Origin of the sequence: Nocardia halotolerans (genome assembly GCF_042650145.1) — a bacterium.
Taxonomy (GTDB): Bacteria; Actinomycetota; Actinomycetes; order Mycobacteriales; family Mycobacteriaceae; genus Nocardia; species Nocardia halotolerans.
In genome coordinates this window covers 273,732-296,947 of record NZ_JBHSDL010000002.1, presented here as the reverse complement: position 1 = coordinate 296,947, position 23,216 = coordinate 273,732, and the positions used below count along the sequence as shown (strand labels likewise).

At 67.7% G+C, this 23,216-nt stretch carries 27 protein-coding genes; 17 read left to right on the top strand and 10 right to left on the bottom strand.

Annotated features, from left to right (window positions below):
* Positions 1–2: 2 nt before the first annotated feature.
* Positions 3–899, top strand: a complete 897-nt coding sequence (locus ACFO5K_RS02450) for a glycosyltransferase family 2 protein (protein WP_378555465.1) — start codon at positions 3–5, stop codon at positions 897–899.
* A gap of 90 nt (positions 900–989) precedes the next feature.
* Positions 990–1,175, top strand: a complete 186-nt coding sequence (locus ACFO5K_RS02445) for a DUF2795 domain-containing protein (RefSeq protein WP_378555464.1) — start codon at positions 990–992, stop codon at positions 1,173–1,175.
* A gap of 90 nt (positions 1,176–1,265) precedes the next feature.
* Here ACFO5K_RS02445 and ACFO5K_RS02440 read toward each other — a convergent pair whose 3' ends face one another.
* The 3 genes from ACFO5K_RS02440 to ACFO5K_RS02430 all read right to left on the bottom strand — a co-directional run bounded on the left by ACFO5K_RS02440 (position 1,266) and on the right by ACFO5K_RS02430 (position 5,601).
* Positions 1,266–2,435, bottom strand: coding sequence for a thiolase family protein (locus ACFO5K_RS02440; RefSeq protein ID WP_378555463.1), 1,170 nt, complete (start codon positions 2,433–2,435; stop codon positions 1,266–1,268).
* Positions 2,436–2,581: 146 nt separating this feature from the next.
* Complete coding sequence (locus ACFO5K_RS02435) at positions 2,582–4,081, bottom strand: MutS-related protein (RefSeq protein WP_378555462.1); 1,500 nt, start codon at positions 4,079–4,081, stop codon at positions 2,582–2,584.
* Complete coding sequence (locus ACFO5K_RS02430; protein ID WP_378555461.1) at positions 4,072–5,601, bottom strand: MutS-related protein; 1,530 nt, start codon at positions 5,599–5,601, stop codon at positions 4,072–4,074. The genes ACFO5K_RS02435 and ACFO5K_RS02430 overlap by 10 nt, the downstream gene beginning before the upstream one ends.
* Positions 5,602–5,805: 204 nt before the next feature.
* Here ACFO5K_RS02430 and ACFO5K_RS02425 point away from each other — a divergent pair, with 204 nt between their 5' ends.
* From ACFO5K_RS02425 to ACFO5K_RS02415, 3 genes are all read left to right on the top strand, one after another.
* Entirely contained in the window at positions 5,806–6,324 is a 519-nt protein-coding gene (locus tag ACFO5K_RS02425) for a TetR/AcrR family transcriptional regulator (RefSeq protein WP_378555460.1), read from the top strand.
* A gap of 125 nt (positions 6,325–6,449) precedes the next feature.
* A complete protein-coding gene (locus ACFO5K_RS02420; protein WP_378555459.1) occupies positions 6,450–6,764 on the top strand; it encodes a DUF2795 domain-containing protein in 315 nt (104 codons plus the stop codon).
* Positions 6,765–6,778: 14 nt separating this feature from the next.
* Entirely contained in the window at positions 6,779–7,114 is a 336-nt protein-coding gene (locus ACFO5K_RS02415; RefSeq protein ID WP_378555458.1) for a DUF3140 domain-containing protein, read from the top strand.
* 87 nt (positions 7,115–7,201) lie between these two features.
* On the opposite strand, the gene ACFO5K_RS02410 is transcribed toward ACFO5K_RS02415, so the two are convergent.
* Both ACFO5K_RS02410 and ACFO5K_RS02405 read right to left on the bottom strand, forming a co-directional pair.
* Positions 7,202–8,287: an NAD(P)H-dependent amine dehydrogenase family protein gene (locus tag ACFO5K_RS02410; protein WP_378555457.1), complete on the bottom strand. Its 1,086-nt coding sequence runs from the start codon at positions 8,285–8,287 to the stop codon at positions 7,202–7,204.
* Positions 8,288–8,297: 10 nt separating this feature from the next.
* Complete coding sequence (locus ACFO5K_RS02405) at positions 8,298–9,089, bottom strand: SDR family oxidoreductase (protein WP_378555456.1); 792 nt, start codon at positions 9,087–9,089, stop codon at positions 8,298–8,300.
* Positions 9,090–9,179: 90 nt separating this feature from the next.
* Between ACFO5K_RS02405 and ACFO5K_RS02400 the strand changes: the two genes are divergently transcribed.
* The gene (locus ACFO5K_RS02400) at positions 9,180–10,082 is read left to right on the top strand and encodes a helix-turn-helix domain-containing protein (protein ID WP_378555455.1); all 903 of its coding nucleotides are present in this window, start codon (positions 9,180–9,182) and stop codon (positions 10,080–10,082) included.
* A gap of 27 nt (positions 10,083–10,109) precedes the next feature.
* Here the strand turns inward: ACFO5K_RS02400 and ACFO5K_RS02395 are convergent, their stop codons facing one another.
* Together ACFO5K_RS02395 and ACFO5K_RS02390 are read right to left on the bottom strand one after the other, a co-directional pair.
* The gene (locus ACFO5K_RS02395) at positions 10,110–10,403 is read right to left on the bottom strand and encodes a hypothetical protein (RefSeq protein ID WP_378555454.1); all 294 of its coding nucleotides are present in this window, start codon (positions 10,401–10,403) and stop codon (positions 10,110–10,112) included.
* Positions 10,404–10,499: 96 nt separating this feature from the next.
* Complete coding sequence (locus ACFO5K_RS02390) at positions 10,500–10,940, bottom strand: nitroreductase family deazaflavin-dependent oxidoreductase (RefSeq protein ID WP_449289676.1); 441 nt, start codon at positions 10,938–10,940, stop codon at positions 10,500–10,502.
* Between the two features lie 200 nt (positions 10,941–11,140).
* Here ACFO5K_RS02390 and ACFO5K_RS02385 point away from each other — a divergent pair, with 200 nt between their 5' ends.
* Positions 11,141–12,223 carry a fatty acid desaturase family protein gene (locus ACFO5K_RS02385; RefSeq protein ID WP_378555452.1) on the top strand — a complete coding sequence of 361 codons (1,083 nt, stop codon included), beginning with the start codon at positions 11,141–11,143 and terminating at the stop codon, positions 12,221–12,223.
* Between the two features lie 71 nt (positions 12,224–12,294).
* Positions 12,295–13,113, top strand: coding sequence for a PIG-L family deacetylase (locus ACFO5K_RS02380; RefSeq protein ID WP_378555451.1), 819 nt, complete (start codon positions 12,295–12,297; stop codon positions 13,111–13,113).
* A gap of 277 nt (positions 13,114–13,390) precedes the next feature.
* Here ACFO5K_RS02380 and ACFO5K_RS02375 read toward each other — a convergent pair whose 3' ends face one another.
* Positions 13,391–13,918 carry an SRPBCC family protein gene (locus ACFO5K_RS02375; RefSeq protein WP_378555450.1) on the bottom strand — a complete coding sequence of 176 codons (528 nt, stop codon included), beginning with the start codon at positions 13,916–13,918 and terminating at the stop codon, positions 13,391–13,393.
* Positions 13,919–14,012: 94 nt separating this feature from the next.
* Here ACFO5K_RS02375 and ACFO5K_RS02370 point away from each other — a divergent pair, with 94 nt between their 5' ends.
* A complete protein-coding gene (locus tag ACFO5K_RS02370) occupies positions 14,013–14,585 on the top strand; it encodes a TetR/AcrR family transcriptional regulator (RefSeq protein WP_378555449.1) in 573 nt (190 codons plus the stop codon).
* A gap of 128 nt (positions 14,586–14,713) precedes the next feature.
* Here the strand turns inward: ACFO5K_RS02370 and ACFO5K_RS02365 are convergent, their stop codons facing one another.
* Both ACFO5K_RS02365 and ACFO5K_RS02360 read right to left on the bottom strand, forming a co-directional pair.
* Positions 14,714–15,115 carry a PIN domain nuclease gene (locus tag ACFO5K_RS02365; protein ID WP_378555448.1) on the bottom strand — a complete coding sequence of 134 codons (402 nt, stop codon included), beginning with the start codon at positions 15,113–15,115 and terminating at the stop codon, positions 14,714–14,716.
* Positions 15,112–15,336: a type II toxin-antitoxin system VapB family antitoxin gene (locus tag ACFO5K_RS02360; protein ID WP_378555447.1), complete on the bottom strand. Its 225-nt coding sequence runs from the start codon at positions 15,334–15,336 to the stop codon at positions 15,112–15,114. The genes ACFO5K_RS02365 and ACFO5K_RS02360 overlap by 4 nt, the downstream gene beginning before the upstream one ends.
* A 191-nt stretch (positions 15,337–15,527) precedes the next feature.
* On the opposite strand from ACFO5K_RS02360, the gene ACFO5K_RS02355 reads away from it, so the two are divergent.
* The 8 genes from ACFO5K_RS02355 to ACFO5K_RS02320 all read left to right on the top strand — a co-directional run bounded on the left by ACFO5K_RS02355 (position 15,528) and on the right by ACFO5K_RS02320 (position 23,203).
* Positions 15,528–15,911, top strand: coding sequence for a DUF1304 domain-containing protein (locus ACFO5K_RS02355; protein ID WP_378555446.1), 384 nt, complete (start codon positions 15,528–15,530; stop codon positions 15,909–15,911).
* A 215-nt stretch (positions 15,912–16,126) separates the two neighbouring features.
* Complete coding sequence (locus ACFO5K_RS02350) at positions 16,127–17,452, top strand: lipase family protein (RefSeq protein ID WP_378555445.1); 1,326 nt, start codon at positions 16,127–16,129, stop codon at positions 17,450–17,452.
* Positions 17,453–17,467: 15 nt separating this feature from the next.
* Positions 17,468–19,063 carry a GMC oxidoreductase gene (locus tag ACFO5K_RS02345; protein WP_378555444.1) on the top strand — a complete coding sequence of 532 codons (1,596 nt, stop codon included), beginning with the start codon at positions 17,468–17,470 and terminating at the stop codon, positions 19,061–19,063.
* A 72-nt stretch (positions 19,064–19,135) separates the two neighbouring features.
* Positions 19,136–19,804, top strand: a complete 669-nt coding sequence (locus tag ACFO5K_RS02340; RefSeq protein WP_378555443.1) for a TetR family transcriptional regulator — start codon at positions 19,136–19,138, stop codon at positions 19,802–19,804.
* Between the two features lie 137 nt (positions 19,805–19,941).
* Positions 19,942–20,166 carry a ferredoxin gene (locus ACFO5K_RS02335; RefSeq protein WP_378555442.1) on the top strand — a complete coding sequence of 75 codons (225 nt, stop codon included), beginning with the start codon at positions 19,942–19,944 and terminating at the stop codon, positions 20,164–20,166.
* A 1-nt stretch (position 20,167) separates the two neighbouring features.
* Positions 20,168–20,719 (top strand): nuclear transport factor 2 family protein, encoded by a 552-nt coding sequence (locus tag ACFO5K_RS02330; protein WP_378555441.1) that lies wholly within the window; start codon positions 20,168–20,170, stop codon positions 20,717–20,719.
* A complete protein-coding gene (locus tag ACFO5K_RS02325; protein WP_449289675.1) occupies positions 20,716–21,960 on the top strand; it encodes a hypothetical protein in 1,245 nt (414 codons plus the stop codon). The genes ACFO5K_RS02330 and ACFO5K_RS02325 overlap by 4 nt, the downstream gene beginning before the upstream one ends.
* A 34-nt stretch (positions 21,961–21,994) precedes the next feature.
* Positions 21,995–23,203, top strand: coding sequence for a cytochrome P450 (locus ACFO5K_RS02320; protein WP_378555505.1), 1,209 nt, complete (start codon positions 21,995–21,997; stop codon positions 23,201–23,203).
* Positions 23,204–23,216: the final 13 nt, after the last annotated feature.

Genomic DNA, 23,216 nt, shown 5'->3' with positions numbered 1-23,216 from the left:
CGATGTCAACGCACCGGATGACGGTCGTCATCATCACCCGCGACCGGCGTGACCAGCTACTACAGACTCTCGCGCACATGACGGCCCTGCCCGACGCGGCCCCGATCATCCTCGTCGACAACGGATCCGGTGACGGCACGGCCGACGCCGTCGCGGCGAACTTTCCGCAGGTGGAGTTGATCCGCTCGTCGGAAAACCTCGGTGCACTGGGCCGCAATCTCGCCGTCGAACGGGCGCGAACGCCCTATGTGGCCTTCTGCGACGACGACACGCGCTGGCAGCCCGGTGCCCTCACCCGGGCGGCCGACCTGCTCGACGCGTATCCCGGCCTGGGTTCGGTGACCGGACGCTGTCTCGTGGCGCCCGACCTGCGCGAAGACCCGATCACCCCCGAATTCCGCGATTCCCCGATCACCGGCCCCGACTGGTTGCCCGGGCCCGCGCTGCTGGGCGTGATGGCCGCCCTCTCCGCCTTCCGTGTGCGCGCCTTCGAGGAGGTGGGCGGTTTCTCCCGGCGCCTGTGGTTCGCGGGTGAGGAGGAACTGCTGGCCTTGGACCTGGCGGCCCGGGGCTGGTGGATGTGCTGGGTGGAGGACATGATCATCCACCACGAGCCGTCCCGCACCCGCGACTCCACCCACCGCCGCGCCCTCGGAATCCGCAACACCCTGTGGACCCTGTGGTTGCGCCGCCCGGTCCGCAGCGCGGCCCGGCGCACCGCCGCGGTCCTGCGGTCGGCTCCGGCCGACCGCGCCACCGCCGGAGCCGTGTTCGCCGCCCTGCGCGGGCTGCCATGGGTGCTGCGCGAACGCGACGTGGTGCCCGCCGACGTCGAGGCGGGCCTGGTACTGCTGGAAGCCTCGCAACGCGACTCGCCCGCCCGGCGCTACGTCGGCTGACCCCGCCGACCTCGGAAAATCGTTTAGAAACCCGGGCCGGAGGTAAGAGCCTCACGTCGTTCGCAACCCCACACCGAAAGGGAGCACAGCATGAGTCAGGTCAGCCCGATCCAGGTTCAGAAGTACCTGTCCGGCATCGACTACCCGTGCGACCGCGACGGCCTCGTGAGCGCCGCCCGCGACAACGGTGCCGATTCCGAGATCATCGACACCTTGCAGGACCTGCCCAACCGCACGTTCGACGGTCCCAATGCCGTGAGCGAAGCCATCTTCTGACCCGGATCAATCTTTGCGACTGGCCGGGACCACCCCGGCCAGTTCGCCCTCCACCCACCGCGCAGCCGCCTCGTACCCGCGACTGTGCGCTCAGAGTCGTTCGTAAATCGTGGCGTTCGCCAGGCCACCCGCTTCACACATCGTCTGAAGGCCGAACCGTGCTCCGCGTTCACGCATGGCGTGCACCAGTGTGGTGGCCAGGCGAGCACCGGACGCGCCGAGGGGATGACCCAACGCGATCGCGCCACCGTTGACATTGACCTTGCCGAGGTCGGCGCCGGTGTCCTTGGCCCAGGCCAGTACCACCGGCGCGAACGCCTCATTGATCTCGACGAGGTCGATGTCGTCGAGGCTCAGACCCGCTCGCCGCAGTACTCGACGCGTCGCGGGAACGACGGCGGTGAGCATGAGCAGCGGGTCGTCGCCGACCACCGCGGTGCTGTGTACCCGCGCGATCGGCTCGAGCCCGAACTTGGCGGCATTCTCGCTGGTCGTGATGAGAACGGCCGAACTGCCGTCGCTGATCTGGCTGGCGTTGGCGGCGGTGATGTCCCACCGGATCTCGGGGAATCGGGCCGCGACCTTCTCGTCGTAGTACGCGGCGCGCAGTCCGCCCAGGGATTCGACCGTACTGCCGAGCCGAATGCCCTCGTCGGTGGCCAGACCTGCCAGCGGTGCCAACTCGGCCCCGAACGCACCGTTCTTTGTCGCGGCCGCGGCTTTTTCGTGGCTGGCGAGCGCGAACTCGTCCATTTCGCGGCGGGACAGATGCCAGCGAGCCGCGATCAATTCGGCGCTGATCCCCTGACCCACCAGCCCGTCCGGATAACGCTCGTCGAAGCCGGTGCCATTACGGTCGGCCGTGCCCGCGGCATCGGAACCCATCGGGACGCGGCCCATGGATTCGACGCCGCCGGCGATGACGAAATCGTAGGCCCCGGCGATGACGCCCTGTGCCGCGAAGTGAATCGCCTGCTGGCTGCTGCCACACTGACGATCCACGGTCGTCGCGGGCACCGATTCCGGGAAGCCGGCGGCGAGCACGGCCCGGCGCGTCATATTGGCACTCTGTTCCCCCGCCTGAGTGACCACGCCACCGATCACATCGTCGATGAGGGCCGGGTCGATTCCGCTGCGCCCCAAGATCTCTCGGAGACTGTGCGCGAAGAGGTCGACCGGGTGCACACCACGCAGCGCCCCGTTTGCCTTCGCCTTCCCGATCGGCGTACGCACGGCCTCGACAATGACGGCATCTCGCATGTGAGTCTCTTCCGGACGAGCCGGCCGATCCACTGACCGGCCAGCACTGACTATTGTTGACAATAGTCAGGCTAGGTGATGGTGCTACTGCGAGCAAGCCCTCCTGGCGATCGAGGCCGCCGGCGCAGTGCGCAGGCACGCGTCGGTCAGTCGGCCACGGAACAGTTCGGCCATTCATCGGGTGCACGGCCGAAGACACGCTCGAAGACATCGTTCGCGTGACTGGTGGGCCCAGGGGGCGCGGGGGCGAATCGGAAGGTGCGGGTGCCGTCGGACAGATGGTCGGCGCGGAGGAACAGGTCCGTGGTGTTGCCGAATTGATAACGCTGGTGTGCGTATTCGTAGAGGTGGGTCACCAGGATCACCGCGACGCCGCTCCCGAGAAGTGCGTCGACCAGTGGGGCGATGATCTTCGCGGCATCTCGTTCACTGGTAGACGAGAACGATTCATTGCACAGCAGTACGGAATTCGGCCTCATCCTGTCGACGGCGCGGCTCATGCGGGCCAGTTCGTCCACCAGCTTGCCGTGTGACATCGTTCGGTCTTCGTCGGTGACGAAGTGTGTGAACACCCCGTCGCGCACGTCGGCTTCGAAGCTGTCGGCGATGACGAACATGCCGGCTTGCATCATGACCCGAGCCGCGCCGATGCTGCGCAGCAACGTGGACTTTCCGCCGCTGTTCGCGCCGGTGACCACGATCAGCGAACGGTCCATGGCGTCGATGTCATTGCCCACCACCTCCTGGCCGCCGCCCACGCTCATTGCGGCGTCGCGCAGGCCGGCACAGCGAAGACGGGGCGTCCCCGCGGGGTGCGGTGTCGGCAGACACAGCGGTAGTCCGGCGCGGCTCAGCCGGTCGTACAACGCGACGCAGCCCAGATAGAAGGCGAGCTCCGAGCGCAGGCGAAGGAAGAATTCCTGCACGTGGTCGGCGGCATCGTTGACGACATCAGCGATGACCGACAGGGTCCGGCCACGCAGTCCCATGACCGGATCGAATTCGACCTCCGGTTCCTCGATGACCCGGAAGGAATTGTCGCTACGACGATCGAAACCGAATCGGCGGCGCCGGGGCGGCGGATGCAGCACGATGTCGGCGATCCTGTTCCCGGGGCCGAGTCCGGCGCTGATCTGTACTCCGTAGTCGAAATCCATTGCCGCCAGTTGTGTCTCGACGCTGTCGAGGTAAGCGTCATTCAGTTCGGCGGCGACCGAGTCCATCAGATCGGTGAATCCGGGCGAGTCGAACAGCGGACCGGCACGGTCGCAGGCATCGCGTAGCGCCCGCAGAAATCCGACCAGTTCGGTGAGCGGCTGCAGCGCCAGCAGCAGCTTGCCGTCGGCATGATGTGCCGGGCCCACCTTCCACCGTTTGACTGCTGTTGCTCGGTTGGCGATTGCGTAGAGCTCGCGCACCGGCACCGGATGCGCACGGCAGTCCGCCAGCACTGCGTGCCGGTACCGGATCACCTCGGGATCTGTCACCGGGGCGGCCAGCACTTCGCGGACCGCCTCGAGCATGACGGGGTCGGCGCCGGCCATGGCGTCGCAGAGCAAGTCGATACCGAGGTCACCGAAGGCTTCCTCGCCGTGGACAGCCGCATGGAGGGCGTGGTGCGCGGGGTCGAGGAGGTTCACCTGCACGCTGAGATCCTGGCTGTGATGTGGTCGTAGGTCAGCCCGAAGTGTTGTGCGAGCCCCACGGCAGGGGAGTCACCATCCGGCGGTCGGCGTTCGATCCGGAATGTGCGCCGTGCGGGATCCTCTGGGTCCGTAGCGGCAACCATGCTCACCGTGGTCGGGTTGCCGCGCGCCAGTTCGTGAAAGAAGGTGACCCAGACGCCGATCGATCCGCGCTCGGCGATTCGGGCGAGCACATCTCGGCTGATCCGGAGCCCATCGAGGGTACTGGTGGCACTGAAGCTCTCGTTGAGGACGATCACGCTGACGGCGGTGGCCATCTCGAGCACCCTCCGTATCCGCACCAGTTCCTCGGCGAGCCGGCCGTCGGGGTCGACCGCTTGTTCCGCGCGTTCGAAGTGCGTGAACAATCGGTCCGGTAGCGGCAGGGACGCGGTGCGAGCGGGCACCGGACATCCGAGCGCCGCGAAGTAGAACAGTTGACCGACGGTGCGGGCGAAAGTCGTCTTCCCGCCCTGGTTCGGCCCGGTCACCACGAGCACTCGTTCTGGATCAGATATTCGCCATCCGTTGCACACCACCGCGGTTTCGGCGCGACTGCGGACGGTGAACAGGGCGAGGTCGAACGCGTCCTCGGCATGGACGCTCGCGCCGGGATCCGCTATCCGGGGCAGGCACATCGATCGAGTCGTACCGCTGACGCGTCGCACGAATGCGAGGTAGGTGAGGTAGAACCAGATCTCCCGCTCGAAGCCCAGCACCGCAGGATGGGCGAATCCCTCATGCCGCCGAGCGAATTCGGCGAGTTGGCCGAAAGCTGCCGGATGTAGTGCGGCAACACGATCGAGTACCTGCTCCTCCATCTGATTCAGGTCGTCCCATTCCGAGCGCTGCCGTGGTGGGCGGGGGACAGCGGAACCGAAGCGGGAGAACAGATCTGTGATCAACACGCTGTAGTCCGGTGCGGTCCCGGCGGGTGTGACCGTGAGGGTGCGTTCGATGATCCGGACGCCATAGCGCACCTCGTCCAGTGCCCGCTGGACGCGGCGGACGTCCTCGACCAGCCGGCCGAAGTCCGGCCCCGCGACGTAGGCGGTGACGTATTCGCGCCATCGTCGGAGTGCGCGGGAGGTCAGGGGCAGTAGAGCTACGGCCTGAGCGAGACGCGTTACGGCATCGAGGTATTCGGTGCTCGCGCTGAGTTGCCAGCGTTGCCGCTGGCATGGGTGTTGCGCGCGAGCTCGCCGCCCCAGCAGCTCGCGCGTGTTCTGCATGCTCGCGGCGAAGTCGGTGAATGTCGTCCGCACCGATTCATCGGTCAGATCGGCGAATACCTCCTGGCGGTACCGCACTGTCTGCGCGCACCGCACCGGGCGGTTGAACCAAGGCCTCAGCTGGTATTCATCTCCTGCGACGATCGCGGTGATGATCTGATCAATGTTCAGATCGGCCAGCGCATCGTCATCCACCCCCAGATCCGGGCCGACGGTCGACCTCGGCCACAGCACGCTGATCCCGGACATTCCGCCTCCACCTCCATGTCGGTTTTTCCGCCGACCACTCGGTCGTGCGCGGTACCCCGATTCCGGCCGGGCCATCCAGGTAACTTGCCGACCGGCTAGTAATCTCACCGGGGACGTTAGGCTTCGCCTTGCCGACCGTCAAGGAGATCCGGAAAGGTTGTGATGGACAGGCGACGTAGCGATACCCGGGAACGGATCCGATCGGTGGCCATGGAGCTGTTCGGCGAGCGGGGATACGACAAGACCTCGTTGCGGGAGATCGCCGAGCGTCTAGGGGTGACGAAAGCGGCGCTGTACTACCACTTCCGCACCAAGGAAGACATTGTGATCAGCCTGTCGGAGGATCTGCGGCGGGGTATCGACGACATCGTCGACTGGGCCGAGGCCATGCCGTCGGGGCGCGAGCGCGCTGATCAGATCGTGCTCCGCTACGGGGCGTTGCTGCACGGCCTCGGCAAGGACATGATCCGGTTTTGGAGCGAGAACCAGACCAGTTTTCGTGACCTAGGGATCGGCGCGGGTCTGCGATACCAGTTCAGATTGCTCGCCGATCTGATGGCTGAACCCGCGAACACCCCGATCGCCGTCTTTCACGCTCGTCAAGCCTTGCTCGCGATCAGTTGGAGCCTGTCCATGATGGGCGATCTGGATTTGAATGATGACGACAGCAACGCTGCCGCTACGGGCATCGCCCTCGACATCCTTGCCCGCACCCCGTCGTGACTGCACCCCGCGGAGGACGCCTGGCGGTGGCCGAATCTGTTTGACGCAGGCCCGCCCGGGTACTGCCGCAGCGGATCGAGAAACTGATGAGGGGCGCTGGTGCGTTCCGGGAAGGTTTCGTGATGGTGACTACCGATGTAGAGCGGGTCGAGCGGGCGTTGTCGGAGGCCGACTTTCCGGCCGGGAAGGACGATCTGGTCGGGTGCGCGTCCGCGGCGAACGCCGACGAGGACACCGTGCGCGCGCTGCGGGCGATGCCGCCGGTGGTGTACGCGAACATGGCGGAGGTGTTGCAGTCGGTGAGTCTCGACGACGGTCGATCCGCGGCCGAGCGCGCCGCGCAGAGCCGTGATCACGCGCATCCGGGAGTGGCCGAGCCGGAGCGGGACGTGCCGCCGAATCCGATCGTCGAGGAGCTGGGGGAGAACCGGGGGAGCTGAAGGAGGTGAGGTTCATGGCCGAGACTCAGGTCGACGATGAACTCTGGGACGAATTCCATCGCGTGGTGAACATGTCCTCGCGCGAACTGAGCGATTGGTTGCGCACCGCGGCGGCCGGGACCGACACCGAGCGGGTACCCGACCTGTCCGGACCCGAGATCGGCCGCCAGGTCCTCGCGATCCTCGGCAAACGCCGCACCGATGTGAACGCCGACGATGTAGCGGTGATGCGGCAGGTGGTGGACGAGGTCACCGCGGCGCGCCGAGCCGACCTCGAACCGGTCGCGGGCGGAGCCGAGTTCCGGCACCGGCTGATGTGCCTGGGCCACGACCCGTTGAAGCCGCCCTGATCACCGGCGAACCAGAGCGGCCCCGGGGCGGCTTCATATTCGCGGTCATCGCCACACCGCGAGGAACCGATCGGGGTGTCACCGACCTCAGGTGGGTGGCACTCGGCCCGGATCGGCCAGTCCCGTGCCGGTGACGAGCGGCAGGTCGAGCGTGGTGCGAATGCCCGGCGGTGCGGCGATGACAGCGGGGATCGCATTGACCAACCGCATCGCGGTGCCGACGAGGCTGGCGTGATTGTGGTCGCCGTGGTCGCTGAACATGGCCAGATCCAACGTGTAGTTCGGTTCGCCGGTGACCTCCACCCGGTAGGAACCGCCGGTGCGGGCGGGCTGGGGCCAGTCCGGGGCCAGATCCGCCCGCAGGCGGGTGACGTGTTCGAGGACGGTGACGACCCGGTCGCCGACCATGCCGCGCACTTCGAAGCGCAGCGCCGCCGCGGTGCCCGCTTCGATGGTGCCCGAGGAGATGTCGAAGGTCTCCGGTGCGGGCAGCCGCTGGAACTCCTGGGTGACCGCGTCGAGCGTGATGCCGAGTCCGGCGGCGAGCTGGCGCACCACGCTGCCCCACGCCAACGACAGGACACCGGGTTGCAGCAACAGCGGTGTCTCGTCCATCGGACGCCCGAAGCCCATGATGTCGAACATGACCGACGGATTGTCGTAGGTCGAGTAGTCGACGATCTCCAGGCAGCGCACCTGCTCGACGTATCGGCAGGTTCCCAGCAGGGCCAGCGGCAACAGATCGTTGGCGAATCCCGGGTCGATGCCGTTCACGAACAGCGACGAATTACCCTCTGCCGCGGCCCGTTCGATCGGCTCGAGCAGGTCGGCGGGCAGCACGTCCCAGGGGTACTGCAGGAACACCGGCGCGCTCGCCACCACGTTGATGCCCGCGGCGAGCAGCATCCGCAGGTCGGCCAGCGCCTCCATGAGCCGGTTGTCGGTCATCGCCGTGTAGACCACGCAATCGGGACGCCGGGCGAGGATCTCGTCGGTGTCGGTGGTGGCGAGCACGCCGGAAGCGGGTGCGGTGCCGGCGAGTTCGGCCGCGTCGCGACCGGCCTTGGCCGGTCCGGAAACGTGCACGCCGACCAGTTCGAATCGGGGGTCGGCCAGCACGCCGGCCAGTGCATGCTGTCCGACGTTGCCTGTGCCCCAGTGTATTACGCGCATCAGTGGTTCCTCACAGATCCGGGAGGGGGATGGTCAGATTCGGGGCGACGAGTCCGCCGTCGACCTCGAGTACTTTCCCGGTGAGGAAAGAACCGGCGGGGGAGGCGAGATACAACGCGGCCGCGGCGATGTCGCCGGGTTCGCCGAGTCGCCGCAGTGGTGTGGCCTGTTCCATCGCGGTGCGCATCTGCTCGTTGTCCGCGACGACGGCCAGTGCCGAGGTGAGGATCGAGCCGGGCGCGATGGCGTTGACCCGGATCCGTGGGCTCAGATCCGTTGCGGCGGTGCGGGTGTAATGCGCCAGCGCGGCTTTGGCCGTCGCGTACGCGGCGAACGCGCGGCCGGGCAGCCTGCCCATCGTCGAGGTGATGTTGATGATCGAGCCGCCGCCCGCCGTGGCCAGCATCTTCGGCGTCGCGGCGCGCACCAGGGCGTGCGCTGTCGCGACATTGAACGCGAACGCTTCGGCCAGATCGTCGGGGCTGGTGTCGAGCAACGGTTTCGGTAGCGCCCCGCCGACATTGTTGACGGCGATGTCCAAGCGGCCGAACTGCTCGACCGCCGCATCGGCGAGCGCGGCGGTCGCGTCCGGGTCGGCGAGGTCGGCGACCACGACCAGCGCGCGCCGTCCGGTGGCCGCGACTTGTTCGGCGACCTGGCGCAGGTCGGTCTCGGTGCGCGCGGCGATCACCACGTCGGCGCCGGCCTCGGCGAAGCCGAGGGCGATCGCGGCGCCGAGGCCGCGCCCGGCCCCGGTGACGACGGCGACGCGGTCGTCGAGCCTGAATTGGTCGAGAATCATGAGCCTCACCTCTGCGTCGAATATTCGACTAATATGTGGCGAATAGTCGAAGCAGTGTAGGGCGAGTCCCACTCGCAGACAAGGGGTGTCATGCCGGAATCCGCGTCGCCGCCGACCCGGCGCGTCATCCAGGTCATGGAGTTGCTGACCAGGGCGAACCAGCCGCTGACCGCCTCGGAGGTCGCCACGGCGCTCGCTCTGGCTCGGGCCACGGTCACCGCTGTGCTCACCGAACTCACCCAGGCGGGCTGGGTGCGCCGCGACCGCGAGCGCCGCTTCGCTCCCGGACCCGCACTGAGCGCGTTGCGCACCACCCGGCCCGACCTGCCGGCACCGGCGGTGAGCGCGGAGCTGAAGGCGCTGGCCGTCGCCGCGCGCTGCGGGGTAACGCTGAGCCGGATCGACGACGGACGACTGACCGTCGTCGCCAAGGAGTACCCGCCCGGCGCCCGCGTCGTGCCCGGACTCGCGGTGGGGCAATCGATCCCGCTGGCCTATCCGGCGGGTGCCGCGGTGATGCCCTGGCGGACCGGCGCCGAACGCGACGCGTGGCTGACGAGCGCAACCGGGCCCGCACGGCGCGGAGCTCCCGCGCTGTTGCGTTTCGTCACCGCCCACGGCTGTGCGGTGTTTCGCCCCGACTCCGATGACGCCGGCCTGGTGGACGTGCTCACCGAACTACTCGGCGCGCTGGGGGGAGAAGTCGTGCAGCCAGAGCTGCGCGCGCGGGTACTGCGTCAACTGGCGCGGCTCACGGCCCGCCCCTATCGCGAGGAGGAACTCGCCGACGAGGAACCACTGCCGGTCAGCTACTTGTCGGCACCGGTGATCGACAACGGCAGCGCACCGTACGAAATCCAGATCGGACCACTGCGATCAGCGGTGGGTCGCGCCGAACGTGCGCAGTACCTCGAAGCGATCACGTATGGGGCCCAAGCGGTTTCGGCCGCACTACGGGGCCCTGATCCGGGCGCGGTGTCGCAACGGGGCTAGGAACGCATGGTCATGGGGGCGTGGCCCTCAGGCGCCCAGCAGGCCCACCTCGGTGTTCAAGACCGCGGCCTGCTCCGACAGTGCCGTCGGGTCCGGGTCGGAGCCGAGCCGCTGCGCCAGCTCCGCCTTGCTGATGATGACCATCCCGCCCTGCTGGCTCTCGGCTCCCGCCGCCACCCGGACCCGGCCCGCTTCGAGCACCAGACACCCGTCGGTGGCGCCCAGAAGTTCCTGCACCAGGCCGACGGTCACCTTGCCGGCGGACCCGCCACCTTCGGCCGGATCGGACGGGACCGCTTTGCCTCGCTCATCAGGTTCCATGCCCGGCGTTTGCCCGATCGGTCCCGCCCGAAACACGCCGCGGTGTCGCCGGCGTGTGTGTGTCCGGTGCGGTCGCGCACCTGCCGCCGGCGAGGATCAGCGCGGGGTGAGGATGACGACCGGGATCTCGCGCTCGGCCCAGGATTGGTAGGTGCCGAAGTCGGCGTAGAGATCGAGCAGTTCCGGCCACAGGACCGCCCGCCGTTCGGCATCGGCGACGACTGCGCGAACGGGTCGCCGCTCGCGCCCGACCTGGATGTGCGCGTCCGGATCGGCGAGCAGATTGCGGTACCACTGCGGGTGCTCGGCGCGGCCGCCTTGGGAGGCCACGACAATGATGTCCGCGCCGTGGGCCAGATACAGCAGGGGCACGGTGAAGAGCCGGCCCGTCCTGCGTCCGCGATGTTCGAGCAGCAGGGTGGGCACCGGTTTGCGGAATCCGGCCCCGATCCGCCAGGTGCCGCCCACGCGTCCACCGGTGCGCCGATAGACCGCGGCCTGGGCGCGCCCGACGATTCTGAAGATCTTCGGCAGCATCGGAGAGTCGAGCTGACGAGGACGAGGTGGGTGGGTCACGTACTGCTCCTGGAGATGTCGCCGAACGCCGAACGGTGTGCCCAGCACACCGAACATACATTTTGTCGGCCTGTGTATGGTGCGGTGTCACCCCACAGTGCCATGCCCGGCCCTACCGCAGGGGGACGAGCAGCGAGAATTCGGCCGATAGCTTCGAGGTCATGACGACATCTGCCCTGGCCCCCGAACCAGCTCCGAGGTCACCACGGCGTGGTGCCGGCGGTGACTACGCGCCGCTGTTGCGCCGGATCTCCGCGGCCGGGCTGATGGACCGGCGACCTGTCTACTACGCCGTCCGGCTCGGTCTCGTCGGTGCCGCGTTCGTAGCCGGCTGGGTGGCCTTCTTCGGCATCGGTGATTCGTGGTGGACGCTGCTCGTCGCGGCGTTCATGGCCGTGACCTTCGCGCAGGTCGCCCTCGTGATGCACGATGTCGCACACCGTCAGGTCTTCCGGCTTCGGCGTCCGACGGAACTCGTGGGACGACTGGCGGGCAATGCCGGGATCGGCCTGGGCTACGGCTGGTGGCAGGACAAGCACACCCGCCATCACGCCAACCCCAACCACGAAGAACTCGACCCCGATGTCGCACCCGACATTCTGGTCTGGTCACAGCAGCAGGCGCGGTCCAGTCGCGGCCTGCCGCGGCTGATCGGGCGGGCGCAGGCTTTCCTGTTCTTCCCCCTCCTGCTGCTCGAGGGTCTCAATCTCCATCTGGCCGGTGTGCGTGCGCTCGCCGATCGATCGGTGAAACAGCGCGGCTGGGAGGGTGCGCTGCTGTTCGGTCACTTCGCCCTCTATCTGACCGCCCTGTTCGCGGTGCTGCCCGCCGACAAGGCCCTCGCGTTCCTGGCTGTCCATCAGGGCCTGTTCGGGCTCTACATGGGCTGCATCTTCGCCCCGAACCACAAAGGTATGCCGACGATGACCGGCGACGACCGCCCCGACTACCTCCGTCGCCAGGTGCTGACCTCCCGCAACGTGCGCGGCGGTACGTTGACCGATATCGCCCTCGGCGGCCTCAACTATCAGATCGAACACCACCTGTTCCCGAGTATGCCGACGCCGAACCTCCGGCACGCCCAGGTGATCGTGCGCGAGTACTGCACCGAAATCGGCGTGCCCTATCACGAGACCGGCCTCATCTCGTCCTACCGCGAGGCGCTGCGGCACCTGCACCAGGTGGGCGCCCCGCTGCGTACTCCCGACCGGGATCCGGCGCTGATCGGGGGAGGCGGGAAATAATCAGCGGCCCGCGATGACTTCTACAGTGGACAGTGTTACCGGCGAACGACCGCATCGAACCACGGGGACTCATGGCTGACCAACTGACGATCATGGCTGTACACGCTCACCCGGATGACGAAGTCATCAGCACCGGAGGGGTTTTCGCGCGATACGCCGCCGAGGGTGTGCGGACGGTCCTGGTGACCTGTACCAACGGTGAGCAGGGCGACGGCCCGGGCGGAATCAAGCCCGGCGACCCGGGACACGACGCGAACGCGGTACGGGCGCAACGCCTGGCCGAGCTCCGCGAGTCGGCGGCACTGCTCGACATCGAGCACGTCGAACTGCTCGGCTACCGCGACTCCGGCATGGACGGCTGGGGTGGCAACAGCGATCCCGAAGCTTTCTGGAACACCCCGGTCGAGCAGGCCGCGGCCCGGCTCGCGGAACTCATGCGGCACTACCGCCCACAGGTCGTTGTCACCTACGACGAGAACGGCAACTACGGCCACCCCGACCACATCCAGGCCAACCGCATCGCCTTGGCGGCGACGGAATCCTCGGGTGTCCCCGACAAGCTCTACTACACCGCCGTCCCCCGCGAATCGGCCCGCGCGATGTTCACCGCCATCAAGGAAAGCGGGCAGGACATGGGCGATTTCGAGCCACCGGAAGACTTCGGCACACCGATGGCGGAGATCACCACCGTCGTGGACGTAACCCCCTACGTGCGGCGCAAGGTGAAGGCACTCGAGGCGCACGGCAGCCAGCGCGACGGCATGCCCTTCCTGCACCTGCCCGAAGAACTCCAGCAGCTGATCTTCGGCACCGAAAGCTTTGTGCGCCAACTCAACCGCGTCGAGTCCGCACCCGCCACCGAAACAGACCTGTTCGCCGGCCTGCGCTGATCACCCGGTCGGCGCCGGTGAGGAACGGAACCGACCACCGCGCGTTCGACAGCCGCCAGGGAATGGCCCGCAGCGCCCCGTGAAGGCGCCCGCGGGCCACAGCTGTATCTCGGCAAGTATGCGAGAGCGCTGTTGCATGCGGTCATCCTCGAAATGGCAGCTGAGACGGTGCAGCGTCGACCTGAATGGGTCGCCGCACGGTGACCTGAGCGGGGCTATCGAACGTCGTGTCAGGCACGCCGAGGTCGCCTCGATCACTCATGGCCGCAAGGTCCGTTCAGCTGCGGGCCTCGGCGAGGGTGACGAACTCGTCAACGGCGGCTGGAACCTCCTCGCCGAAGATGCTCTCGAGGACGGGAAGCGAGATCAGCGACAGCGGCCCCCGCGTCTCGAGACGCCAGGTAACGTCGTATCCTCCGTGCTCGTTCGTTTCGATGGTGTGCTGCCAGTCTGTATGGGTGCCGGGCAGGCTCTCGAAGCGATCGGTGAACCGTTCCTTTGCAGCCACCTCGATCACCTTGTACTTGATCGGATCCTGTCCTTCGACCTTGACGGTGCCGGAGGCGCCGGCCTCGAAGGGGCCGTCGAGCTTGATGTAGTCCAGCCCCTTGTCCCACTCGGGCCGGTGCTCGACGTCGGCCCAGAGCTCCCAGATGACATCACGGTCAGCGGTGGTGGACCTGGTCACAGTGACCACGTGGGTGTCTCGCAGCGAGCCGACCACGGCCAGCCCCGCTATGAGTCCAACCGGCACGACGAGTGCGAGCAAGATGATCTTGCGACGTCGGGACACGAGCTTCTCCAAGCGTTGTGGTGTCGTAAAGTTCAGGAACGATCCGTACATACGTATCGCACAACTGTACGACACATATGTATCAACTTGGAGGAGGTACCTGCACGTGCGCACCGACAACCGAGAGGCCCTGCTGCGCGGGGCACGAACGTGCCTGAACCAAAAGGGATATGCGAGAACCCGGGCACGGGACGTCGCGGCGGCTGCCGGCGTCAGCACCTCGGCCATCGGCTACCACTTCGGCACCACGGACGTGCTACTCGTCTCCGCCTTGCTCGACGGCCTGGAGGAGTGGTCCACCCAGCTGGACGCACTGTTGCAGGACGTTCCTCGCCATCCGATGCGGGCGCGAATCGCGCAAAGCTGGGCCCGCGCCGTCGAGTCGTTCGCCGGCTACCGCGGCCTTCTCGCCGCATCCTTCGAGCTGATCGCCCGCGCCGACGACGATCCAGAAACTCAGCGCAAACTGCGCGCGGCCGTCATCGGAGCTCGTAGGGAGCTGGCACAGCAACTCCTCGGGATCGACCCGACCGCAGACGCCGATATCGCGGAGCAGGCGGGCGCCTTCTGCTACGCCTTGCTCAGCGGGCTCATCGTCCAATGGTTGGTCGACCCCGACGGCCTGCCCGACCCCGACGCCGTTGCTGCCGCCGTTCTCGACTCCTTCAACCCAGCGTGAAACCGCCGCGAAGTACCGCAGCGCGATGAAATCACACTCGATATGGTTCAACCGCCTGCAGTTCAGGTGCCGGCCGGGTTCATCGTCGCCAACGTCGAGGGCGAGTAGCTCCGCTGCGTTCTGGGACGTCAGTCGATGCGTTGAACGGGCTGCCCGGTGAGACGGGCGATGGCCTCGTAGTCCGAATCTGCGTGTAGCACAGTCAGTTTGTGGTGAGCGGCGGTTACCGCGACAAGTAGATCGACCGGGCCCGCGCACTGATGCCAGCCCTTCGCGGCGAGACGATCCTGCAGCTGCGCGGAATGCTCCCAGCAGGAATCGGGCATCGAGAAGTAGGGAAAGATCTCGTGGAGCAGACTGGCTGCCTCATAGTAAGCGGGACGTCCACCCGCGGCTCGCAGGTATTCCTGGCGAACAGGCTCGCAGATTCCCAGCAGGCCGGAGGCGGCCAACTGGTCCCATTGCGCACCGGTCTGGCCGCGAAAGAACCGCACCAGGGCGCTGGTGTCGGCGAGGAATCGTTCGGTCACGCCGCCGACTCATGGCCTGGGCGTACCGGCTCGGATTCGGGCAGGTCGATCTCGCCACTGGCGACCAGTGCTCGCATCCGGGCGATCGCCTCAGCGCGGCGGCGGCGATCGATGATCTCGCGCAACGCGGCGTTGACCGTGTCCTTTTTGGTCGTTGTTCCGAGGTATCGAGCTGCCTCGGCTAGCGCGGCGTCATCGAGGTCGACCACTGTCCGTGCCATCCGAACCTCCGGTTGATATCTATTTTCCAAATAGTATATCCGCGTAGCAGGCCGCCGTCACGCCGTCAGCCGGCCGATGGCGCCGGGGTGTGGCGCGCGGCGGTACGGCGAGGTGCGGCCCCTCCCGGGGTCCGCGGGCGACAATTGCGCGTGAGCCCGGTAGGCGCCGGGGCACGGCGGGAGGTGGGTCGATGACTGCGATCGGATCGGTTTTCATCGGGGTGGCGGTGCTGGTGCACGCCTACATCTTCGTGCTGGAGTCGCTGCGGTGGACGGCACCGCGTACGCGGGCGACCTTCGGGATGTCGGCAGTGGCGGCGGAGTCCACCAAGGAGATGGCCTTCAATCAGGGTTTCTACAACCTGTTTCTCGCCGTGGTCGCGGCCGTGGGGTTGGGGTTCACCGTCGTCGGCGATGAGGGGATCGGGCTCGCGCTGGTATTGGCGGGGGCCGGTTCGATGGTGGCGGCCGGTGTGGTTCTGCTGGTGTCGTCGCCGAGTAAGGCGCGGCCGGCGCTGATCCAGCTCGTTCCGCCGCTGCTGGGGTGCCTCGCGTTGGTGATCGCCCGGCTCTGAGCTGCGTGTCGCGGACCGCCTTCCATCCCTGACAAGCGCGGGCACGTCGTGCAGGGCCGGCTCCTCTCGGGTGTGCAGTCCCGGTCGGCGCGAAAGAGTAACCGTGTTACTCTTTCGTCGGCGCTGGTGTGACGGGCTTCATCATCTCGACTCCCTGCGACCTGAGTCACCCCGGCGACGAGGCCGGTGCGTGGGTGTCGACTGAGAGGTTCTCGATGGATCAGGGTGTTCGGCGATGGCGGCCGCGAATGGGCCGGGTCGCGGTGGCGTTGTTGGTGGCCGGTGCGACGGCGGTGGCCGGGGTGACGACGCAGGCGCAGGAGTCCGCGGCCGAGCCGGTCGACTCGTTCTACCTGCCGCCGGCGCAGATCCCGCACGAACCCGGCGCGATCGTCAAAACCGCGCCGATGACCCTGCTGGCCACCCCGCCGACCGAAAAGGGGTGGCCGGGGTCGGCTCAGCACGTCATGTACACGAGCCGATTGCAGAACGGTGATCCGGTCGCTGTGACCGGCACGTTCATCGAGCCTCCGGGGCCGTGGCTGGGCGCGGGGCCGCGCCCGACGGTGGTCATCGCGCCTGGCACCTCGGGTCAGGGTGACCGATGTGCGATGTCGAAAGCGTTCTCCGCCGGTATGTCCGTGCACACCCACCCCTCGCTCGGCGTTTCGGCGAATCAGGAGCTGCCGTCGTCGGCGGTGTGGAGCGAGCTGGGCGCGCGGGTGCTGGTCACCGACTACATCGGACTGGGCACACCCGGCATCCACACCTACGCCAATCGCATCGAAAGCGCGCACGCCGTGCTCGACGGTGCGCGCGCTGCCAACAAGCTGGCCGGCGCCGGGCCCGAGACACCGCTGGTGCTCTGGGGTTACTCGCAGGGCGGCGGCGCCACCGCCGCCGCGACGGAAATGCAGCCCGACTACGCACCCGAACTGAATCTGAAGGGCACTTGGGCCGGTGGGCCGGTCGCGGATCTCGTAGCGATTCTGGAACAGATCGACGGCGCTCTGATCGGTGGGGCGATCGGGTTCGCAGTGAACGGCATGCTCGCCCGCTACCCGGAGTTGCAGAGCGCGATCGACAAGGTGATCAGCCCGGCCGGGCGCGACATGCTCGCCACCTTGAGCGATGCCTGTATCGCGGATCTGATCACCCAGCACCCGTTCCTGAAGACCAGCTCGCTCACCGTCGACGGCCGTTCGCTCACCGAACATCTGCGTGAGTTGCCCGAAGCCGCACCGGTTCTGGCCGAACTGCGAGTCGGCGGTCTGACCCCGGCCGCACCGGTGTTGATCACCAGCGGCCGCAACGACGACACGGTTCCCTACGGCCAGGCCCGCGCCCTCGCCGAGCAGTGGTGTGACAAGGGAGCGACGGTCACCTTCCGCACCAACGAGTTGCCCCCGATCCTGCCCGGCACCACCATCCCGAACCATTTCGGCCCGGAGCTGATGGACGGTTTCGGCCCCGACAGTGCGGTCACGTATCTGCTCGAGCGACTCGCGGACAAGCCGGTCACCGGCTGTAGTTTCGACTGACGGGCAAGGATTGTCGTGAAATCTCTTTCTCGCCGCTCGATGCTGGCCGGCGGCGCGGCGCTGGGTGCGATGGTGCTGGGTGCGCGCCCGAGCGGCGCGGCAGCGCCGATCGCCCGCCGGGACAACGCGATCGCGCTCACCCGCGAAGAGCACCGGGTCGTCATCGTCGGTTCAGGTTTCGGTGGCGGTGTCAGCGCGCTGCGCCTGGCCCAGGCGGGCGTGCCGGTCACCGTGCTCGAACGCGGTCTGCGCTGGCCGACCGGCCCGAATGCCGAGACGTTCCCCCGGGCCTCCGCGCCGGACAAGCGGTTGCTGTGGTGCCGGTCGAACCCCAACCTGTTCGGCACGCCGCTGGCCTTCGAACCGTATGCCGGGTTGGTCGAAGCGGTGCCGGGGGTGAACATGACCGCCCTGTGCGCCGCGGGTGTGGGCGGCGGTTCGCTCGTCTATCAAGGCATGTCGCTGCAACCCGCCGAGGACGTGTTCAATACGCACTTTCCGCCGGAGCTGGACTGGGCGCGCATGAACCGGGTGCACTACCCGCGGGTGGCGCGCATGCTCGGCTTGGCCGAGGCTCCCGAGGAACTCGTCGTCACCGACAATTACCGGGCCGCGAGAGTGTTCGCCGACCGGGTACGCGCGGCGGGCATGCCGCTGGCGAAGATCCCGATGCCCATCGACTGGGAGTTCGCGCTGGCCGAGTTGCGCGGCGAGATGAAGCCTTCCTATACCAACGGCGACGGCGCGATGGGCGTCAACAACGGTGGCAAGCACTCCGTCGACGTCACCTACATCGCCGCTGCCGAAGCGACCGGCCGCTGCCGGGTCGAGACTCTGCACGAGGTGACCGATGTCGAACGAGCCCGCGACGGCCGCTGGATCGTGCACGTGCAGCGCCTCGACAGCGCGGGCACGGTCGTCGAGCACAAGATCCTCATCACGAACGCGCTGATCCTGGCCGCGGGCAGCCTCAACACCACGCGGCTGATGGTGCGGGCGGGCGCCAAGGGCCTGATCCCCGACCTGCCGGACGAGCTGGGTCGCGGGTGGGGCACCAACGCCGATCGCATCTACGTCTGGACCGATCCGTCGGCGGGATTCGGTGCGCCCCAGGGCGGCCCGGTGGTCTACGGCAGCATGAACTGGCAGCATCCGCACTCCGCGCACACCGTGGTCCAGGCGTCGATCCCGCCGCTGGCGATGGACCCCGCCTCCACCATGCTCGTCGGTTACGGGGTCAGCGAAAGCCGCGGCGTGTTCAGCTACGACGCCGCCCGCGACGACGCGATCCTGCACTGGCCGCGCGAGGGCGACCGCATGATCCAGGACGAGCACATCGGCCCCGCGATCGCGCGTATCGCCGGACCCGACGGCATGCTGCTCGACACCAACACCGCGTTTCCCTCCACCTGGCATCCGCTGGGCGGGGCGAACATGGGCGGGGTCTGCGATCTGGCCGGCCGGGTGCACGAGCAGCCGGGGCTCTATGTGCTCGACGGTGCGCTGCTGCCCGGCAACGCCGCCGCGTGCAACCCGTCGATGACGATCGCGGCGGTCGCGGAGCGGGCGATGGACCACCTGGTCGCCGAGGACGTCGGAACCCACATCTGAGTCGCTCAGGGCGGGGCGCGATGGTCACCGTCGCGGGTTCGAGGTGGGCGGCGGGTGGTCTACTGTGACCGGGTGGCCAGAAAGGGCGAAGGCGATCCCGCACGCAAGATCACCGACGCCACGTTGTCGCTGCTCGAATCGCAGGGCTACCAGGCGGTGCAGTTGCGGGCCGTCGCCCGGCTGGCCCAGGTGTCGCTGACCACGGTCTACAAGCGGTATCCCACTCGCGACGATCTCGTCCTCGCCGCGGTCGCGCAGTGGATGGCCACCAACACCTATACAGAACTCGGCCCGCCACGCGCGGGCGAATCGCTCGCCGATGTGCTGAAGCGGGTGATCCGCTACGTGTTCGAACCGTGGGAGCGGAACCCACGGATGCTGGCCGCCTACTATCACGCCCGCTCCGGGCCGGGTGGGCAACGGCTCGACGCCCAGGGCTTCGCGGCGGTACTGCCCGTCGTGAGCACGATGTTCGCCGGCCTCGACGAGGACTACGCCGCCGACCTCGCGCTGGTCCTGACGAACATGGTCTACGCGCTGCTGGGCCGCTTCGCGCACGGTGACCTCCAGATCGCCGAGATCGTGCCCGCCCTGGATCGGGTCATCGCCCGGTTGACGGCCGACAACGCGCGACTGGCCGCGGCCGCGGACCCGGCCGGCGTCGTGGGTGCGCAAGCGTTCGAATGGAGCCCCGGATTCAGCTCGCCGTATTCGCCGGGCACGGCTCCGGACGCCTCTTAGCAGGATTTCCCGACCACCCTTTTCGCGCCGTTCGGGCATTGCTGTGCCCATTCTTCGGTGATACTGTCCAGACAGGTGTCCAGCTCGCTGTCTCGTCGCTGAGAACGCCTGGGATACAAGGAAAGGCGGTCGTCGATATGGCGGTGCGAATCGTCGTTGATCCGGATCTGTGCCAGGGGCACGCGGCGTGCCAGCTGGAAGCGCCGGAGGTGTTCGCGGTGCCCAAACGCGGAAAAGTCCAGATCCTCGTCGATCGGCCGTCGAGCGCGCAGCGCGAGGGGGTCGCCGACGCGGTGACCTATTGCCCGACGCGGGCGCTCTCACTCGTCGACGACAGCGACTCGGCTGACGAAGGAGAATGACATGGCCGGTTTTTCGCGCAGTGAACTGGAAGAGATGGTCGAGCGGTGGCTGGCCGAGAACAAGCGCTGTGAGGCCGCGGGCGACTGGCGACCGCTGGCCGACATGTACACCGAGGACGCGACCTACGGCTGGAACTACGGCCCCAAGTACGAATTCATGGCGGTCGGCCGGGAAGAGATCCGTGAGATCGCGGTCGGTCAGGAAATGGACGGTCTCGACGGGTGGACCTACCCCTATCAGCACGTGGTGATCGACGAGAAGACCGGTGACGTCATCGGGCTCTGGAAGCAGACCTCGAGCGCCACCAGGGCCGACGGCACCCACTACACGGTGGAGGGTATCGGCGGCAGCTGGTTCCGTTACGGCGGTGACTTCCAGTGGAGCTGGCAGCGCGACTTCTTCGACTACGGCAATGTCGCGAGCTTGTTCATGGAGATGATGACGAACAAGGCGATGACACCCGGCATGCTCGCGCGGATCGAAAAGGCAACCACCCAGCAGCCGCTGCCCGGTTGGTACCCCATCGGCAAGGCTCCGGTGCCGCTGTGGTGAGCCATGATTCGTTCGCCGGTCTGTCCCGGGCGCAACTGGCGGTGGTGGTGCCCGAGTTGCTGCTGTGCGGCCACCTGATCGACCGCTCGGGGATGCCGCACACCATCGGCGCGTTCGGTCGTGAGGGCATGACCCAGGTCGCGATCGACGAGTGGCAGGTCGCGAGCCCGGTCTACACCCGGCGGATGCAGGCGGCCCTGGGCTTCGCCGGTGACAGTGTCGAGACGATCTTCAAGGGCCTGCAACTCGATATCGGTGCCCCACCACAGTTCCTGGACTTCCGGTTCCGCGTCGACGATCACGATCACGGGGAGTTCTGGCTCGATCACTGCGGCGCGCTCGCGGATGTGGAACCGCTGGGGGAGCAGTTCGTCCGCGCCATGTGCCACGACATCGAAGACCCCACCTTCGACGCCACCGCCCTGGCGACCAACCCGCACGCGCAGGTGCGCCCGGTGCATCGCCCCCCGCGACAGCCCGCGGACCGGCAGCCGGTGTGCGCCTGGCGGGTGACCATCGACGCGGCCAACGAACCCCCGCCCGTGCCGCGCAACGCCGCGCTCGTGGCCGGCTCGGTGGCGGCCGGTGTGGAACTGTCGCCGATCGATGCCGGTGAGGAGGGCACCGCCGATTATCGCGGGCCACTGCTGAGCGACCTGCGCTTCGCCGACTTCTCCCGTTCGGCGCTGATCCGGATCGCCGAAGAGGTCGCCTTGCAACAGCATCTGCTGGTGGCGGGGTTTCTCATCGCGATCCGCGAGCGGGTCGACGAGCAGCGGGCCACCGAGATCGGCCGCAAGCAGTTCGCGGGCGTCGCGGGCGTGGCCTCGGGGCGGATCCGGGCGGCACTCGGGTTGTCCGACGACCCGGCGGCGCTGGCGCGGGTCCTCGACCTGCATCCGGCGCTGAACCCACGGCAGTACGTCGGCACCCGGATCGAAACCGCCGGTGCCACAGTCACTCTCACACTGGATCGCCGCTGCGGCGGTGTGCGTGACGGCGTCTGGCCCGCCCTGCTCGAGCCGGAGCACCTCGCACCCCTGGACGCGCTGGTCCGGGGCGTGGACCCGCACTACACCTGCCGGACGTCGAAGGTGACCGACGACGAACTGGTGGTTGATGTTGTTCGCGCCGACGAACCGGCCGGCGAGGCCGTGGAAGTCGCGCTGACCCGGATCAGCACCGGCGCGAACTTCGCGTTCGCCGATCGTGGCATCCCCTTGCCGCTGACCGTCCTATGAGCAACCGCAGAGGGAGTGTGCTGTGACCGTCGATATGGCGACATCGATTCCGTTCGATCCCTACGACTACGCGTTCCACGAGGACCCGTACCCCACCTACGCCCGGTTGCGGGCCGAGGCTCCGGTCTATCGCAACGCGGCGATGGACTTCTGGGCGTTGTCGCGGCACCGGGATGTGCGGGCGGCGCTGCGTGACAGCGCCCGCCTGTCCAACAGCTGGGGTGTGTCGCTGGATCCCACGGCGTACGGGCCGGAGGCGCATCGGTCGATGTCGTTTCTGGCGATGGACGATCCCAAGCACGCGCGGATCCGCAAACTGGTCTCCAAGGGCTTCACGCCGCGCAGGCTCAACGACCTGACGGCGCGGATCACCGAACTCACCCGCCGGCACTGGGATCGGTGCCTGCAATTGGAGGAGTTCGACTACATCCGTGACTTCGCCGGGCTGCTGCCGATGGATGTCGTCTCGGAGATGCTCGGCGTCCCCGCGGCCGACCGTGCGCACCTGCGGACCCAGTCCGACCTGCTCCTGCACCGCGAAGAAGGTGTGCTCGACGTGCCGCCGGGCGCGATCACGGCCTACCTGGAACTCACCCGCTACTACCAGGATCTGCTCGACGGGCGCCGGAAGAACCCCGGCGACGATCTGGTCTCGGTGCTGATCGAGGCCGAGATCGACGACGACGAGGCCGGGCCGACGCGCCTGACCAACGGGGAGATCATCGGCTTCCTGATCCTGATGGTGGTGGCCGGCAACGAGACCACGACCAAACTGCTCGGCAACGCGATGTACTGGGGCTCGCGCTTCCCGGACGAACTCGCCAAACCGCTGGCCCACCCGTCGGCGGTGCCCGACTGGACCGAAGAGACACTGCGCTACGACAACTCGACCCAGATGCTCGTGCGCCGGGTCCTGACCGATGTCGACTACGGCGAGTACACCATCCCCGCGGGCGACCGGGTGTTGCTGCTGCTCGGCTCGGCCAACCGCGACGACGCGGTGTTCGCCGACGCCGCCGAGTACCGCATCGGCCGCGACAGCGCACAGACCCTGCTGAGTTTCGGTCTCGGCGTGCACTTCTGCCTCGGCGCGCACCTGGCGCGAATGGAAGCCAACATCGGGCTCACCGCGATCGCCGGCTCCATCAGCGGCTACGAGATCGACACCGCCGCCGCCGAGCGGGTGCATTCGGTGAGCGTGCGCGGCTTCGCGCGGCTACCGATGACCGTGCGGCCCAGATAGGCGCGGCGCCACC